The following is a 13,817-nucleotide window of genomic DNA, read 5'->3' as shown; positions in this document are numbered from 1 at the left end:
AGCAGCAATGGACGAATACGATTAATATGTGTACTAATTTTTATTACGACTGACTTGCAGCCATCTGCTGTTCTTTGTAGGTTGGATAATCGGTATACCCTTTAGCTCCTGGTACATAAAACAAGTCTTCATTCCAGTCTGCAATAGGTGCATTCAACGCAAATCGCTCTGGTAAATCTGGGTTGGATATAAACGGCTTTCCAAAAGCGACCAGGTCTGCATTTTCTTTTTCAATGACTTCATTACCGCTTTCCTGATCAAAACCGTTATTGATCATTAATGTTCCGTTGTATCGTGGACGGTATCGTAGTGCGATATCTGTGACTAAAAAATCTACCTCACTCACGTCGGTAAAAGGTTCTGATAAATGCAAATACGCTAAATCGTAATCATTTAGTTTTTCTACGATGTAATCAAAGGTAGGGATGGTTTCTTCTGTTGCTTCAATACCAAAAGATCCGTGAAGCGATGGATTAAGACGCACTCCAATTCGATTTTGTGGCCAAATTTTGGCTATTTCGTCTAGTGTTTCAAAGAAAAAACGAACTCTGTTGAGTATGCTTCCACCATATTCGTCTGTACGGGTGTTTGCATTTTTGTTAAAAAATTGATGGAATAAATAGCCGTTAGAGGAGTGAATTTCAACACCATCAAAATTGGCTTTTTTGGCATTTTCAGCCGCTTTTTTAAATTCAGCAATAGTTTCTTTTATTTCCTCAATAGACATTTCTTTGGGCGTCACAGTATCTTCAAAACCATCTGGTGTATAGGCTTGTGCATTAGGATTTACTGCACTGGGCGCCAAAGGCTTTTCTCCATTATGAAATTTTGGGTGCGACATCCGTCCGCAATGCCAAAGTTGAATAAAAATTTTACCTCCTTCATCGTGCACGGCTTGGGTTACTTTTTTCCATCCTTCAACCTGAGCATCAGAATGAATGCCAGGTGTGTTGATATAACCTACGGCACGCTCTGAAACTTGAGATCCTTCAGTTATGATTAGACCAGCTCCTGCACGTTGTTTGTAATATTCCTGGTGTAAGGCCGTGGGTTTATTTTCTTCGTTATCTGCACGATTTCTGGTCATAGGTGCCATAACTACTCGGTTTTTAAGTTGTAAGTCACCCATAGTGTATGCTTGTAAAAGCGGTTGATTTGTTTGCATGTTTTTTATTTTAAATCTAAAAGAACTATTTTTCAAACCTTGTTAAAGGACTGATAAATGAAAGCGTATAATCGTTATTTTAATGTTAACCGCGATACCTGGAATAAGAAGGTAGCTGTGCATAAGGAAAGTGAATTTTATTTCGTTGAAGATTTTAAAAAAGGGAAGACTTCACTGAATATATTTGAATTAGAAGCTTTGGGAGACGTACGAAACAAGTCCTTATTACACTTGCAATGTCATTTTGGGCAAGATACACTGAGTTGGAGTAGACTAGGAGCGCGATGCACGGGTGTAGATATTTCAGATCAAGGGATTGCATTAGCACAACAACTAAATGCAGAGCTAAAGCTGGATGCACGTTTTATATGTTGCAATGTGTTGGATACATCAGACTTTGTAGATGAAAAATTTGATATTGTTTTTACAAGCTATGGAGTTATTGGTTGGTTACCTGATTTACAACCTTGGGCGAATATAATTGCAGAGCGCCTTAAACCGGGCGGTTTTTTCTATATCGTAGAGTTTCATCCAATCGTTTGGATGTTCGATTACCTGGAAAAAAAGCCTGTTTTGAAATATGGATATCAACAAAAGGAAGTGATTTACGAAGAATATACAGGTACCTATGCGGATACACAATCTACTATGGTTAGCAAGGAATACGGATGGAATCACGGACTAGGAGAGGTGATCACTGCTATAACTTCAGCTGGGCTGCATATAGAATACCTGAATGAAATAGATGCATCACCCTATAAGGTTTTTCCGGATATGCTAGAAAATGATGAAGGACTTTTCGAAATTCGAGATAAATTGTACCCTTTACTTTTTGAAATAAAGGCAACCAAAATATAATTGGGTAATAATTCTTACATTTGCTGAAGGTTTTAATGTCTGCTATATAGTGTTTGTATATCTTCCATACATTAAAACTCGGATGAACTTACATCCTTGAGTAAATGGAAGATCTTGATTACATACATTTTATGCAAACAAAAAATATTGCCATAGTTGGAAGCGGATTAGTTGGTTCTTTATTAGCCATTTATTTGAGAGCAAGAGGGCATCAGGTTACTGTTTTTGATCGAAGACCAGATATACGGACTGTAGAATTTAGCGGTCGATCTATTAATTTAGCCATGTCAGTGAGAGGGTGGAATGCGCTTGATAAGGTTGGTATTGGAGATTCGATAAGAGAATTGGCAATCCCAATGCATAAGAGAACGATTCATTTAGTTGATCAAGAGCCCTATAATCAACCTTACGGCAAAGAGGGTGAAGCAATCTACTCTATTCCAAGAGGGATACTGAACCGTAAGATGATCGATCTGGCGGAAGAACGTGGAGCTATATTTAAATTCAATGAAAAAGTTTGGGATATCAATTTGCCCGAAGCTAAAATATTTACCGGTGAAACCGAAAAAGGGGAGTGGCAAGAGTATCAATATGATCTGATATTTGGATGTGATGGAGCTTTTTCGAGAGTACGACACAAGATGCAGCGCAGAAGTAGATTTGATTACTCTCAGCATTTTTTGGACACTGGATATAAGGAATTAAAAATACCGGCGAATGCGGATGGTACGCATAAAATTGATAAAAATTCTTTGCACATATGGCCTAGAGGAGAGTTTATGCTTATTGCACTTCCTAATTTAGACGGTACCTTTACCTGTACCTTATTTATGCCACATGAAGGTGAAAATTCATTTGAAAACCTAAAAACCGACGAGGAGATTTTAGCGTTTTGGAATACAAATTTTCCGAGCACCAAGGAATTAATGCCAACATTATTGGAAGACTTTAACCGAAATCCTACGAGTGCCTTGGTAACGATTAAGTGTTATCCCTGGACCTACTGGAATAAAGTGGCCTTGATAGGCGATTCAGCTCATGCGATTGTTCCTTTTTATGGACAGGGGATGAATGCTGGTTTTGAGGATATTGCAGTGCTCGATGATATCATCGAACGCTTCAATAATGAAGATTGGCAAACCATTTTTGAAACTTTCCAGGAATCCCGCAAACCAAATGCTGATGCGATAGCAGAATTGTCTTATCGCAATTTTATGGAAATGAGTAGTAAAACTGCTGATCCTAATTTCATACTTAGAAAAAAGATAGAAAAGAAGATCACAGATAAATATCCAAATAAATGGGTGCCTTTATACTCTAGAGTAACCTTTAGCCATAGACCTTATGCAGAAGCCTTAAAAATGGGAGAAGAGCAGGCGGCTATTATGGATGAGGTTTTGACAATGGATAATATTGAAGAGTTATGGAACTCTCCAGAAGTCGAAGATTTTATTCTTACCTCTTTAGAAAAAAAGGAATTGATTCCGCAAAAATCTTAACCAATCAATCGCTTCAACCACTTAAACTTAAAATCGGTATAAGGCGAATGCTTTAAATTAAGCTCAATCCAGAAGGATTTTTGGAGCACGCTTTTATAGTGTGTAAACGCGTCAAATCCATATTTGCCGTGATAGTTACCAATGCCGCTATTACCAACTCCTCCAAAAGGCATAGAAGTTTCAATAATATGCATTAGTGAATCATTTACTGCTCCGCCTCCAAATGAGATTTCAGCCATAATTTTATTTCTAATTTTTGAACTCTTTGTATACACATATAAAGAAAGGGGCTTTGGCCTTGACTTTATCTGTTCAATAGCTTGATTAATGTCGGTAAAGGTAAGTACAGGAAGTATGGGACCAAAGATTTCATCATTCATAATCGTGTCTTCCCAAGAGACTTCGCTAAGGATGGTGGGCTCTATAGTTTTAGTTTCTTCATTGCTTTTACCTCCATAATAGATGTGGTCCGCATCGATAAGGCTGTGTAATCGATCAAAATTCTTCCTGTTAATGATCTCGGTGTAGTTTTCGTTGGCAACATCATAATTAGCCTCTTCAATTCGTGCGACCACTGCTTTTAAAAAGTTGCCCTTTATTGATTCCTGTACCACAACATAATCTGGAGCAATACAGGTCTGACCTGCATTTAAAAATTTTGCCCAGACTAAGCGTTTAGCAGTCATATCTATATCCACATCTTCGGTAATGATTGCTGGGCTTTTGCCACCTAGTTCTAGTGTTACGGGAGTAAGATTTTTTGCGGCTGCTTGATAAACAATTTTGCCAACAGGGACACTACCAGTAAAAAATATTTTGTCAAAATTGAGTTTTAGTAATGCCGTAGTTTCCTCAACACCGCCTTCAATAACTTTAAAAAAATGGGGATCAAAGTTTTCATTGATCATTTTTTTCATCGCTGCTGAGGTATTGGAGGGGAGTTCGCTCGGTTTTAAAATAACCGTACAGCCCGCAGCTATAGCCGCTATGGCAGGAGCTAAGGATAACTGATACGGATAATTCCAAGCGCCAATAATTAGGGATACGCCTAAGGGCTCAGGTATGATATACGATTTTGCCGGCAAATTGGCCAGGCTTACCGAAGCTTTTCTCTTTTGAGACCATTTTTTAACCTTTTTGAGTGCGAGGTCTATTTCTTTATAGAGTAGCGAGAATTCGGTTAAATACGTTTCTTTTCGTGATTTTTTAAAATCTTTATAAATCGCTTCGTACAAAAGTTCTTCATGTTGTTGAAGGACTTGTTTGAGTCGCTTGAGTTCTTGTATCCTAAAAGGAATCCCTTTTGTTACATTAGATTTAAAAAATTTTTGTTGAAAAGCAAAGCAATCTTGATAATCCATACGTATCCTATCATATTTGAGGATAAGTTACGCTTTTTGTTTTTCAAGTTCAAGTTGTTTTTGCATTTGCTTCACCGTAAGTGTACTTCCATCGTGACTCCATCCCGGTGGGCCAAAAATATACATAAACTTGTGGTACCAGTTTTTGGACTTTTTGGTATCCTCCCAGATATCTTTATACTCGTGTGTTAAAATCACCCAGGGGTTGTAGGAATTAGGCGCATGGGTAACCCCATATTCTACGGGTATATCATCATCCAATTCTTTCCAGGTACCAAATATTTTATCAAAGATGTTTAGAAATCCACCGTGATTTTTATCCATGTATTCGATATTTTTTGCGTGGTGTACCTGATGCATGGTGTGCGTATTCATAAATTTTTCGATGAATCCTAATTTGGGCACATAGACGGAATGTAATTGGAATTGCCACAAGGCTTCAATACCCAAACAAACGACAACCATCTCTGGTGGAAAACCGATCGCGGGCAACCACATATAAAATAGGGGTTTATAAAGGAGGGTGAACCATCCATTTCTTACTGCAGTTCCTAGGTTAAAGTTATCCGAAGAGTGATGCACTATATGTGCAGCCCATAAGGCCCGCACCATGTGATTTTGTCTATGGAACCAATAATAGGTGAAGTCATCCGCTAATTGGCAAAGTATCCATACATACCAGGCATATCCAAAGGATTTCCAACCCATAATATTTTGCCGAACACCATCAACCATCGGATTAAATAGGTCGTAAACATATTCAAAAACTATTATAGTTACAGCAACTTTGATTAGTGGTCCCAAGATGGCAGAACCTACACCCATAAATAAGCTTGCACCAAGGTCTTTCCAATTGTAGAGGTCTTTAAAACCACTTGTTTTACTGTAGGTAAGTTCGACTAATATGAGTCCTAAAAATAGTGGTACTCCATATACCAAGGGGTTCGTAAAATCCATTTTTCTTTTTTCTTCTTTCTTTTTTCTTTTTCTTCTAATCGCTTAGAGGCGGAGAATATAACGATAATAATCAGGACTTATTTAATGATAGTAGCGTTATTATCATTAAACAACCTTTTTTAACTATTGTTTAGAGTTCTTAAAATAAATGAAAAGAAATTATTTTGCAAAAATTTGTGACATATCTTTAAACGTCTTAAACTCTAGCGCATTGCCACAAGGGTCATAAAAAAACATAGTGCCTTGTTCTCCTGGCTGACCTTTAAACCGAATGTAAGGTTCAATATTGAATACTACATTTTTTTGCTTTAGCCTTTTTGCTAATGCTTCCCATTGCTCCCATTGCAATACAACGCCAAAATGAGGAACTGGGACATCCTTACCATCGACTGGATTAGAATGTGCTTTGGTTTCATCCTTTGGTTTATAGTGGATAACCAGTTGATGACCATAAAAATTAAAGTCAACCCAATGCTCGCTACTTCTGCCTTCTTCAAGTTCTAAAACCTCACCATAAAACTTTCTGGCTTTGGCTACATCATCAACAGGTATGGCTAAATGAAAAGGAGATAACTTATTCATAATAATAGTTTTTGTAAAATGGGGATTTAATTACGTTTTTTTCCCGTTCTTTTGGGGCGATTACTTTTAAATTGCTTTTGTGCATTTTTTTTGGGTGTAGTAGGTAAAGATGCTTCTTCAGTTTTACTACTTTGCCCTGTACTTTGATTAATAATAAGTAATTCTTTTTCGGTGAGGTTTCTATATTTACCTACCGGTATATCCAGTAGGATATTCATAATCCGTATTCTTTTTAGTTTTACCACATTATACCCCAAATATTCACACATTCTTCGAATTTGGCGGTTTAGTCCTTGGGTCAATACGATTCTGAAATCAAAAGTGCTGATTTTTTCCACTTCGCACTTGCGTGTCACTGTATCTAAAATGGGTATACCGTTGCCCATTTTATCAATAAAATCGGGGTTAATGGGTTTATCAACAGTTACCACGTATTCTTTTTCGTGATTATTACGGGCACGCAAAATTTTGTTTACAATATCCCCGTCACTTGTTAATAGAATTAATCCTTCACTTGGTTTATCGAGACGTCCAATAGGAAATATACGTTTAGGATAATTGATATAATCAACGATGTTATTCTTTTCTTTAGAGGAAGTGGTGCAAACAATACCAATAGGTTTGTTAAACGCCAGATACACATGGTCTTCTTTAGGCTCGGTTACCGGCTTTCCATCCACCTTAATAATGTCATTTTGGGTAACTTTGGTACCCATCTCAGGCACTTCGCCATTGACAGTTACTCTGCCCTGGTCAATCAGTTTATCAGCTTCGCGTCGACTACAATAACCAACTTCGCTGAGGTATTTATTTAGTCTTTTTACTTCAGTATTCTCCACATGCAAAGGTGATTATAATATTTATTTTTTCAAAAAATCGAGGATCATATCATCGACTTCATCAAAAAATAGGGAATGTCCAAAATTTTCAGTGAGTACTAATTTAGAATTCTCCCAGTTTTGATGGATTTTTTGTGTCCCTTGATGGGGAGTGATGTCATCAAATTTATCATGTATGAGTAGTGCAGGGGTGCTGATTTCTTTGGCAAAAGTGGGCATCGAAAATTCTTCAAAATGATATCCGAATTGTTCTTTAAAAAAACTGTTGAGGCGTTGTAAAAACTTATCAGAAAAGCGAAGCATCTGCTGATAGTTTGCCATGATCTCGGATAATTCAGCCGGTGGAGCTAGGATTACTTTTTTTTCTATTTCCGGATTTTTATATAAAAAGGAATTAAAAATGCTTGCCATTCCACCTACAGAATGCGCAATAGTATAGTTGGGACGATAGAGTTGAATTATTTTTTGAAGTGCTTCAGCATATAAAGGCACATTAAGAATTTTGCCAGAAGAATTTCCGTGTGCAGGCGCGTCAAAAGCGATAACTGTATAATTTTGTTGTTGTAGTTTTTCAACTAAGGCTTTCCAGCGGTGCGAATTACTTTCCCAACCGTGAATAAGCAAAATCGTTTCTCTATTACCGGGCCAACGATAGGTTTGAACGAACACTTCTTTGACGGGAATTACTTCGTCTTCTGCATCTTCTAAAAAATAACTTTGCTCTAAAGTAACACGTCCTTTTTGTGGGGTGCTAAACAGTAAAAAAGCTTTGTAGATTGCTTTTTTTGGTGCTATTAAAAACTGTGCAGATAGTTTTTTACCTAAAAGTATGGGAGCATATTTTTTTAAGGTTTGACGCATATATCTTATTGATTTTCGCGATTTACCTTATCTATACTAAAGGCAGGTTTACAAATGGCGAGGTATTCGCAAGGGGCATCAAACGGATTCGCATATTGAACTCGTACACCTTTATTTACTTTAATCGACTGACCTGCTTCTAAAATTATAGTTTCATTGCCTATTTTAAATTGTTTTTTACCCTTGATTATATAGGTGTATTCATCAAATTCAGGGGTTTGAAAGGGTTCACTCCATCCAGGGGGAGCAACCATATGTGCAATACTTATTTCTTGATTACCATCAGATGCTAACCCAAAATGTTCTTCAATGAGTTTACCATCATCAGTGGGTACGACAAATGGCTTTTTTTGTATATGATATGTAGAGCTCATAATATTGAGGAGATTAGCAATTACTAGTTCCGTTATAGATGTCTTTTTTTACCAGGAAACCCAAAAATGTTTCACTTTAGCAGAATCGGGAATGTTCTGAGCTTCGATTTTTTGATCGGTATTACCACGGTATAAGAGCGGTAGTTCTTTTTTATCAATCGTAAAGTAAGCATTAAGACTATCTACAAATACTACTGCAGAGCTTAAAGTATTTTCTATCTTAGAAATAGGATAGTTGTCTTTGATATCCTTGAAATAAGAATCTGAAGATATTCCTGATGCGGTCTGATATCTTTTATCGATGATCTGAACACTTTCTATGGTAGCATCCGGATTTTCTCCCTCTATGGGCTCCATAATTAGAAGTTTTTCTCCTTTTTTATCATAGATCGTAATTTCCTTAGAAGAAGATAAATATCTGCTTCCTTTTTCAGCTTTTACCATAGAATCATTTTTAAAAATGGAGTCTAGCTGTTTAACCGTAGTAGTTTTTTTGAGCATTCCTACCTGTGTTGAAGATATTTCAAATTTTGGATCGATTTTATCGTCATCACAGCTTGTTAGCAGACTTAGAGCTACTAAGAATATGCATATTTTTTTCATCATTACATTATTTTTTGCTTCCTAAAATTTTATTTAATATTCCCAACGCCCCTCGAATAAAGGTAGCGCTGGTTAGTACTTTTACAATAGCTTTTTCTGTAGTGCTTGTACCTCGAGATCTAGATCTCGAACTTGAAGATGTATTGAGTTTTTCACGTTCTTTCTTCGCTGCTTCTTTCGCCTCTTCAGCTTCTGCTTTTTCTATTTTCGCATTAAGTAGTTCATAGGCGCTTTCTCTATCAATAGCCTCGTTATATTTTTTGGCAAGTTTGGATTTACCTAAGAGTTCTTTTAATTCATCATCGGTTAGAATATCCATTCGGCTCATTGGCGCACGCAACATAGTAGCTGCCAAAGGTGTGGGGCGTCCTTTTTCGTCCAGTGCTGTTACCAATGCTTCTCCAATACCTAAAGAGGTTAATATTTCTTTGGTATCATAATACTCAGAAATAGGATAGTTCTCTGCCGTTAGCTTGATCGCTTTCCGATCTTTAGCCGTAAATGCCCTTAGTGCGTGCTGTACCTTTAACCCTAACTGGCTTAGTACTCCGTCTGGTACATCAGTAGGATTTTGAGTTACGAAATATAACCCTATTCCTTTAGACCGAATAAGTTTGACAATACTTTCTATTTGGTCTATTAATGCCGACGAGGCTTCATCAAAAATGAGATGCGCTTCATCCAGAAAAATAATTAATTCCGGTCTTTCACTATCACCTTGTTCCGGAAAGGTGGAATAAATTTCTGCGAGCAGGCTCAGCATAAAGGTTGAAAATAGCTTAGGTCTGTCCTGTATATCCGTTAGGCGTACAATGTTGATAATACCTCTTCCATCTTCATCAATGCGACATAAATCTTCCACATCAAAGGAACGTTCTCCGAAGAAAAGATCAGCACCTTGTTGTTCCAGGGTAACAATTTTTCTTAAAATAGCTCCGGTGGAAGCTGTAGAAATTCTTCCGTAATCTTTTTCTAATTCCTCTTTACCTTCTTGCGTAGCATATTGTAAAACCTTTTTTAAATCATTAAGATCTAAAAGGGGAAGTTTATTATCATCACAATATTTAAAAAGTATAGCAATAATACCTGCTTGTGTTTCTGAAACATCAAGTATTCGGGATAGCAGTACAGGACCAAACTCACTGATTGTAGCACGTAATCGTACCCCCTCTTGTTCTGATAGGGTGAGTATTTCTACCGGAAAGCTTTTGGCGGTAAAAGGAATATTGATCTTTTGATGTCTTTCGTCAATTTTTGGGTGACCGGGGCTTGCTGCGGCAATACCGCTGAGGTCTCCTTTGATGTCCATCAATAGAACAGGGATGCCTTTTTCGCTTAAATTTTCCGCAATAACCTGCAAGGTTTTGGTCTTACCAGTCCCAGTAGCCCCTGCAATCAAACCATGACGATTTAATGTTTTTAAGGGGATTTTTATCTGTGCGTCACCAATTACCTCTTCATTATATATAGCCGCACCTAAAGTGATATAATCTCCCTTGGTAGTATATCCATCGTTGATATGCTGACTAAAAGTGGTTGAGTCACTCATATGATATCCAATTTTTGATAAAAATAAGGAATCTTAACAATTCTATAGAATCCTTTATGACTTTGTTTTTTGTAATTTACAGACGAGAGATTATTAATCACTACAAAAAAACTCAATATGCGTTGGATATCCATTTTCACTATAAGTTTATGTCTATTTTTCTTGCCATCTTGTAAGCAAGAATTTAAAGAAACCCGAAAGCAAGTATTATTTCATAAAACTCACGAACCCAAAAAGGTGAATGCGCCATTTTCTGATATCGTACAGGTAGGAGATCTTTATTTTCTGTCTGGGCAAGTCGGTATGGATCATAAAACCAGAACTTTGGTGGAAGGGGGTATACAGGCAGAGACCCGTCAATGTCTCGAAAATATCAAAGCGGTTTTAGCACAACATCAATTATCCTTGGATGATGTGGTAAAATGCACGGTTATACTAGCAAACATAGAAGATTTTAAAGCGTTTAATGAAGTATATGTTTCCTACTTTCCTAATAAACCAGCACGGACTACTTTTGCTGCTAAAGGATTGGCAGTAGGAGCCAAAATAGAGATCGAATGTATAGCCGCTAAGTAATAGTGTTTGGATTGTCCAGTATTTAGATTATTAGTTACCTTTGCAGCCTTATGGAAAAAAGTATTAATGACTTAGTGGCAGCGGGTAAAATGCTTCCGTTGATGGAAGAGTTTTATACCATTCAGGGAGAAGGATACCATAAAGGTACAGCAGCCTACTTTATACGAGTGGGCGGATGCGATGTTGGTTGTCATTGGTGTGATGTAAAGGAAAGTTGGAACGCAGATGTGCATCCACCCACGGATGTTGATAAAATCATAGAAAGTGCTAGCGTCTTTAGTGATACCATTGTAGTAACCGGAGGTGAGCCCTTGACTTGGGATATGACCTATTTGACCAATGGGCTAAAACGAAAAGGTATGAAAACCCATATCGAAACCTCGGGTGCATATAAATTGACTGGTCAATGGGATTGGATATGTTTATCCCCCAAAAAAATGAAACCACCCACTGAAGAGGTATATCAAAAAGCAGATGAGTTAAAATGTATTGTTTATAATAAGAGTGATTTTGCTTTTGCAGAACATCAAGCGTCTAAGGTTGGAAAGGATTGTCTGTTGTATTTACAACCCGAATGGAGCAAGCGCGATAAAATAATTCCTTTGATTGTCGATTATGTGATGGAAAACCCAAAATGGAAAGTGTCTCTGCAAACCCATAAATATTTGAATATTCCATAATTTTTTATCCAAGTTTTTCCCAATTTGACGTTTTTTAATGATTTCAAAAATACGTGAAACGGTAAGTTACTGTTTTGCCGTAAATTCAAAAAAGGGAATCCCACGAAAAAAAACCATTAAAAGAGAGAAATTTCTTACTTAATATTTTATTATAAAGAACATCTTTTGATTTTACTGGTAAAACGTGGAATACATCGAAAAAACAGCTTAAAAACAAAAATTGATTTTTCTTTTAGAAAGGTTGTAGTTATCTTCATATCAGTATTTTAAAAGAAAAATTATGGGGCAATTTTACACTATTTTTTCTGCAAACTTGAAGCTTTTAATGGGTTTTCTGAAAGAGTTACCAGGAGCTTCTAGATATGCATTACGAAGATAATTTTCACACAAATCATTTAATTTTCGTAGACTTACTATAAAAGTAGAACTTAGGTTAAGACCATCCACGAAAGTGGATGGTTTTTTTTCTCCAAACTTATCAAAACAAGATTATAGGTTAAGATTTAAAACATGCTGTTACTTTGCTATTGACTAATAGAATAGTTAGCACGTAATATGATGTAGGATTGATTTATCTTTTTATCAATTAAAGTGTATAAAAAGCAGGGAACAAGGTGATTAATTTACTCTTTTAGGGGAAATAACCCCTAAATTTTGACATAAAACCGTAAGGAATTTCGTTGAATTTAACAAATGATTAAGTTAAAAAATGTTTTATACCGATAGTATATGGTCTTGATCTATTTTATGATTTTAGGTGTGTTAATTTTTTAATTTTAAAAGAATAACTGTTTAAATTTGTGTAACAACTTAAAAGAGAAGGAGATATGAAGCTATTTTACGGAATTATTACGATTAATATTAAAGCTTTAAAAAGTTTTTTAAAGCAATTGCCCGCAGCGTGTAGCAATGCTATACATAGGTAGATGTTTTGAACTGACCTAGGGAAATATCCCTTATAATTAGTTCATTAAGGTAATATTAACGCTTTTGGTCGGTTATAATAGGATTACAGCTAAATAATTGTAAATCAGTTGTTTTATGGTGCGTAATTACCTAAATTAAAGTATAAATTAAAAAAAAAGGATATGGGGCTATTTTACACAAAGTTTAGATTAACATTTCGAATTGTTATGGAGTTCTTAAGAGAATTACCAGGTGCATCAAGCCATGCAATTCATAGATAAAAGGTTTAACCAATTAAAAATAAAAAAAGAAGATCTAATTAGATCTTCTTTTTTTATTGATGGCTGTTCTTTAAATCTTTATTTATAGAAAGGCACTTCTACTCTCGTTGTATCCCAGCCCATCACCAAATGGTAACCTTTATCCACCGGCTTAAATGCGATAGAAAATACTTCTAACGCTTTATCATCATTAGTTGCTGGCACTTTGATACGAGCCACGTCCTTACTTTCATCATACTGATAAGCACCCCATTGATCCAACTCTGAGTTCAATATAACGGTCCATTCTTTTTCTCCTGGAATAGTAAATAAGGAATAGGTACCTGCTTTAACAGTCTGATCTCCCAGTTTCATGTCTTTAAATAGTTTAATTTCTGTAGCTTCATCAGCTCCAGTGCGCCATACTTTTCCATAAGGAACTAGTTTTCCAAAAAGTTCTCTATCCTTTTTCTGAGGTCTGCTGTAAATTACCTTTATATCGGGAGCCGCATTTCTTTCGGCTCGTGCATAAGCAATATCAGTTGGACTTTTTTGAAGTCCGGCAAATTTTTGAGCCTGTGTAGTGAATAACCCTCCAAAAATAAAAGTTAGTATTAAAATTGTGTGTTTCATAAAAATATGTTTTTTAGAATTTATATAAAAAAGACGTTTTTTCCTAAGTGAACTTACACCATAATACCTCGTCATTACTATAAAATTCTGTTAAATCTAGGAACTTACGATTTA

At 36.2% G+C, this 13,817-nt stretch carries 14 protein-coding genes; 4 read left to right on the top strand and 10 right to left on the bottom strand.

Features of this window, described 5'->3' with window-relative positions:
- Positions 1 to 43 precede the first annotated feature (43 nt).
- The gene (locus tag EV197_RS14705) at positions 44 to 1,165 is read right to left on the bottom strand and encodes an alkene reductase (protein WP_130287561.1); all 1,122 of its coding nucleotides are present in this window, start codon (positions 1,163 to 1,165) and stop codon (positions 44 to 46) included.
- 57 nt (positions 1,166 to 1,222) lie between these two features.
- Between EV197_RS14705 and EV197_RS14700 the strand changes: the two genes are divergently transcribed.
- Together EV197_RS14700 and EV197_RS14695 are read left to right on the top strand one after the other, a co-directional pair.
- Positions 1,223 to 2,023 (top strand): class I SAM-dependent methyltransferase, encoded by an 801-nt coding sequence (locus tag EV197_RS14700; RefSeq protein ID WP_130287560.1) that lies wholly within the window; start codon positions 1,223 to 1,225, stop codon positions 2,021 to 2,023.
- A 131-nt stretch (positions 2,024 to 2,154) separates the two neighbouring features.
- Complete coding sequence (locus EV197_RS14695; protein ID WP_130287559.1) at positions 2,155 to 3,522, top strand: FAD-dependent oxidoreductase; 1,368 nt, start codon at positions 2,155 to 2,157, stop codon at positions 3,520 to 3,522.
- Here the strand turns inward: EV197_RS14695 and EV197_RS14690 are convergent.
- From EV197_RS14690 to EV197_RS14655, 8 genes are all read right to left on the bottom strand, one after another.
- Entirely contained in the window at positions 3,519 to 4,883 is a 1,365-nt protein-coding gene (locus EV197_RS14690; RefSeq protein ID WP_130287558.1) for an aldehyde dehydrogenase family protein, read from the bottom strand. The genes EV197_RS14695 and EV197_RS14690 overlap by 4 nt on opposite strands.
- Positions 4,884 to 4,910: 27 nt before the next feature.
- Positions 4,911 to 5,840 (bottom strand): sterol desaturase family protein, encoded by a 930-nt coding sequence (locus tag EV197_RS14685; protein WP_130287557.1) that lies wholly within the window; start codon positions 5,838 to 5,840, stop codon positions 4,911 to 4,913.
- A 159-nt stretch (positions 5,841 to 5,999) separates the two neighbouring features.
- Positions 6,000 to 6,422: a VOC family protein gene (locus tag EV197_RS14680; RefSeq protein ID WP_130287556.1), complete on the bottom strand. Its 423-nt coding sequence runs from the start codon at positions 6,420 to 6,422 to the stop codon at positions 6,000 to 6,002.
- A gap of 26 nt (positions 6,423 to 6,448) precedes the next feature.
- The gene (rluF, locus tag EV197_RS14675) at positions 6,449 to 7,261 is read right to left on the bottom strand and encodes a 23S rRNA pseudouridine(2604) synthase RluF (protein ID WP_130287555.1); all 813 of its coding nucleotides are present in this window, start codon (positions 7,259 to 7,261) and stop codon (positions 6,449 to 6,451) included.
- A gap of 21 nt (positions 7,262 to 7,282) precedes the next feature.
- On the bottom strand, positions 7,283 to 8,122 hold the full coding sequence (locus EV197_RS14670; protein WP_130287554.1) for an alpha/beta fold hydrolase: 840 nt from the start codon (positions 8,120 to 8,122) through the stop codon (positions 7,283 to 7,285).
- A 5-nt stretch (positions 8,123 to 8,127) separates the two neighbouring features.
- A complete protein-coding gene (locus EV197_RS14665; protein ID WP_130287553.1) occupies positions 8,128 to 8,496 on the bottom strand; it encodes a cupin domain-containing protein in 369 nt (122 codons plus the stop codon).
- Positions 8,497 to 8,544: 48 nt separating this feature from the next.
- Complete coding sequence (locus EV197_RS14660; protein WP_242610749.1) at positions 8,545 to 9,102, bottom strand: hypothetical protein; 558 nt, start codon at positions 9,100 to 9,102, stop codon at positions 8,545 to 8,547.
- Between the two features lie 4 nt (positions 9,103 to 9,106).
- Complete coding sequence (locus tag EV197_RS14655) at positions 9,107 to 10,648, bottom strand: helicase HerA-like domain-containing protein (protein ID WP_130287552.1); 1,542 nt, start codon at positions 10,646 to 10,648, stop codon at positions 9,107 to 9,109.
- A 117-nt stretch (positions 10,649 to 10,765) separates the two neighbouring features.
- Here EV197_RS14655 and EV197_RS14650 point away from each other — a divergent pair, with 117 nt between their 5' ends.
- Together EV197_RS14650 and EV197_RS14645 are read left to right on the top strand one after the other, a co-directional pair.
- Positions 10,766 to 11,224 carry a RidA family protein gene (locus EV197_RS14650; RefSeq protein WP_130287551.1) on the top strand — a complete coding sequence of 153 codons (459 nt, stop codon included), beginning with the start codon at positions 10,766 to 10,768 and terminating at the stop codon, positions 11,222 to 11,224.
- A 50-nt stretch (positions 11,225 to 11,274) separates the two neighbouring features.
- Entirely contained in the window at positions 11,275 to 11,904 is a 630-nt protein-coding gene (locus EV197_RS14645; protein ID WP_130287550.1) for a 7-carboxy-7-deazaguanine synthase QueE, read from the top strand.
- Between the two features lie 1,265 nt (positions 11,905 to 13,169).
- Here EV197_RS14645 and EV197_RS14640 read toward each other — a convergent pair.
- The gene (locus EV197_RS14640; RefSeq protein ID WP_130287549.1) at positions 13,170 to 13,703 is read right to left on the bottom strand and encodes a DUF2911 domain-containing protein; all 534 of its coding nucleotides are present in this window, start codon (positions 13,701 to 13,703) and stop codon (positions 13,170 to 13,172) included.
- Between the last annotated feature and the right edge of the window lie 114 nt (positions 13,704 to 13,817).

It is taken from the genome of Aquimarina brevivitae (assembly GCF_004216895.1).
In the GTDB taxonomy this organism is placed as follows: Bacteria; Bacteroidota; Bacteroidia; order Flavobacteriales; family Flavobacteriaceae; genus Aquimarina; species Aquimarina brevivitae.
Note: the sequence above shows the minus strand (reverse complement) of the source record. Positions and strands in the feature narration are given on the sequence as shown.

Bases quoted from the DNA above. Each gene is read 5' to 3' on its own strand.
- EV197_RS14695 (WP_130287559.1), top strand. From the start codon at position 2,155: ATGCAAACAAAAAATATTGCCATAGTTGGAAGCGGATTAGTTGGTTCT.
- EV197_RS14665 (WP_130287553.1), bottom strand. From the start codon at position 8,496: ATGAGCTCTACATATCATATACAAAAAAAGCCATTTGTCGTACCCACT.
- EV197_RS14645 (WP_130287550.1), top strand. From the start codon at position 11,275: ATGGAAAAAAGTATTAATGACTTAGTGGCAGCGGGTAAAATGCTTCCG.
- EV197_RS14690 (WP_130287558.1), bottom strand. From the start codon at position 4,883: ATGGATTATCAAGATTGCTTTGCTTTTCAACAAAAATTTTTTAAATCT.
- EV197_RS14680 (WP_130287556.1), bottom strand. From the start codon at position 6,422: ATGAATAAGTTATCTCCTTTTCATTTAGCCATACCTGTTGATGATGTA.
- EV197_RS14650 (WP_130287551.1), top strand. From the start codon at position 10,766: ATGCGTTGGATATCCATTTTCACTATAAGTTTATGTCTATTTTTCTTG.
- EV197_RS14705 (WP_130287561.1), bottom strand. From the start codon at position 1,165: ATGCAAACAAATCAACCGCTTTTACAAGCATACACTATGGGTGACTTA.
- EV197_RS14655 (WP_130287552.1), bottom strand. From the start codon at position 10,648: ATGAGTGACTCAACCACTTTTAGTCAGCATATCAACGATGGATATACT.
- EV197_RS14670 (WP_130287554.1), bottom strand. From the start codon at position 8,122: ATGCGTCAAACCTTAAAAAAATATGCTCCCATACTTTTAGGTAAAAAA.
- EV197_RS14700 (WP_130287560.1), top strand. From the start codon at position 1,223: ATGAAAGCGTATAATCGTTATTTTAATGTTAACCGCGATACCTGGAAT.
- EV197_RS14660 (WP_242610749.1), bottom strand. From the start codon at position 9,102: ATGATGAAAAAAATATGCATATTCTTAGTAGCTCTAAGTCTGCTAACA.
- EV197_RS14640 (WP_130287549.1), bottom strand. From the start codon at position 13,703: ATGAAACACACAATTTTAATACTAACTTTTATTTTTGGAGGGTTATTC.
- EV197_RS14685 (WP_130287557.1), bottom strand. From the start codon at position 5,840: ATGGATTTTACGAACCCCTTGGTATATGGAGTACCACTATTTTTAGGA.